The 1,232-nt window shown below is 56.9% G+C and carries 2 protein-coding genes; both read left to right on the forward strand.

Features of this window, described 5'->3' with window-relative positions:
- Positions 1 to 178 precede the first annotated feature (178 nt).
- Complete coding sequence (locus ASD82_RS17520; protein WP_157599138.1) at positions 179 to 355, forward strand: hypothetical protein; 177 nt, start codon at positions 179 to 181, stop codon at positions 353 to 355.
- 64 nt (positions 356 to 419) lie between these two features.
- Positions 420 to 839 (forward strand): DUF4279 domain-containing protein, encoded by a 420-nt coding sequence (locus ASD82_RS17250; RefSeq protein WP_082585192.1) that lies wholly within the window; start codon positions 420 to 422, stop codon positions 837 to 839.
- Positions 840 to 1,232 lie beyond the last annotated feature (393 nt).

Here is a 1,232-nt window from a genome sequence, read left to right on the forward strand (position 1 = left end):
ACCATCATGGCCCTCGAGGCCGAAAGGGGAGGAAGTCTCTTTTTACTCGTTCAAGGCGGACGCCTCCGGCGCCGCTTAACTCAAGCGTTAGGCTGCCATGGCACTTTCCAAACTTCGTGCACTGAGAATCCCCAGTCAGACACCAACGGTACTGGTGGTTGCGGCTGGAGTGTGGTGCATGGCCCTCTTGCTCATGGTTGCGGCTGGCTTTTGCAAACACATGGGCTGGCAAGCCGCGTTCTACGTGCTCTTCGCGCTACTCTTTCTTTGCGCGTTTCTATTTATGGCCCTGGTACTTCATGGCATGTTTCAAGCAATCACCGGGCAGGTTTATCGGTGGCGCGACGGCCCGTAATCCGCCTAACATCTCGTTCAAGGCGGACGGCTACGCCGCCGCTTAACTCCAGCGTTAGCACTCAATGACAGATTCCAACAACTGCTACGCATACTTTGGCGTTTACGGAGACGCGATAGATCCGCCTGCCCTGTCTGCCGAGCTTGGCGTCGCCCCTACACAGGCCTGGCTCAAGGGCGAGTTGGATCACAGGCGCCGGGAACGGAGAACAGGGCATTGGGCGCTGTATTCCAGACTTGCCCGCACGGCCGAACTTGAAGAACACTTGCTTGATGTTCTGGTACAAATGGATGCCAACGCGCCCGCGTTTGCCGCGGTCAGCCAGCGCTTTGGCGGCACATTGCAGCTGGTTGGTCATTTTCATGACTTGGGCGCTGGCCTCAACCTTTCCAGGGACGTCGTATCTCGTCTCGCCTTCTACGGCGTGCAGCTGGACCTCGACTCTTACTATTTGTACTCAGACAGCCGGGAGTGCACGGATTGATCGCTAACAATTCATTCGAGGCGGACGGCTTCGCCGCCGCTCAATTCCAGCGTTAGGCACCATGAAATTCCGCATTGAGTACATTGCAACCAAAGAGAGACCTGCATATCTCTTCGCTCGGCAGGTCGAACCCGGCCAGTTTTCCGTGTCTCAAACTTCCCGCCTCGGCGGCGTACCCATCAAACCGCGTATCTCTTGCCCGAGGGCGCTCACTCCTAGCGGCCAACCCGATGGCACGATCTTCACTTTCGTCTTGGCCACGGCCAACGACTTACCAAAGCTAGAGGTCGGTCAAGTAGTTGAGTTGGTTGGCTAAACATGCCTAACCAGTCCGTAAGAGACTTCCCGTCAACCCGAGGTGCATGACGCTTTTGCCTTGGGCTCTCAGGCGAC

It is taken from the genome of Rhodanobacter sp. Root179, from assembly GCF_001428465.1.
Lineage (GTDB): Bacteria > Pseudomonadota > Gammaproteobacteria > Xanthomonadales > Rhodanobacteraceae > Rhodanobacter.

Coding starts and splice junctions, on each gene's coding strand:
- ASD82_RS17520 (WP_157599138.1), top strand. CDS start 179: ATGGCCCTCTTGCTCATGGTTGCGGCTGGCTTTTGCAAACACATGGGC.
- ASD82_RS17250 (WP_082585192.1), top strand. CDS start 420: ATGACAGATTCCAACAACTGCTACGCATACTTTGGCGTTTACGGAGAC.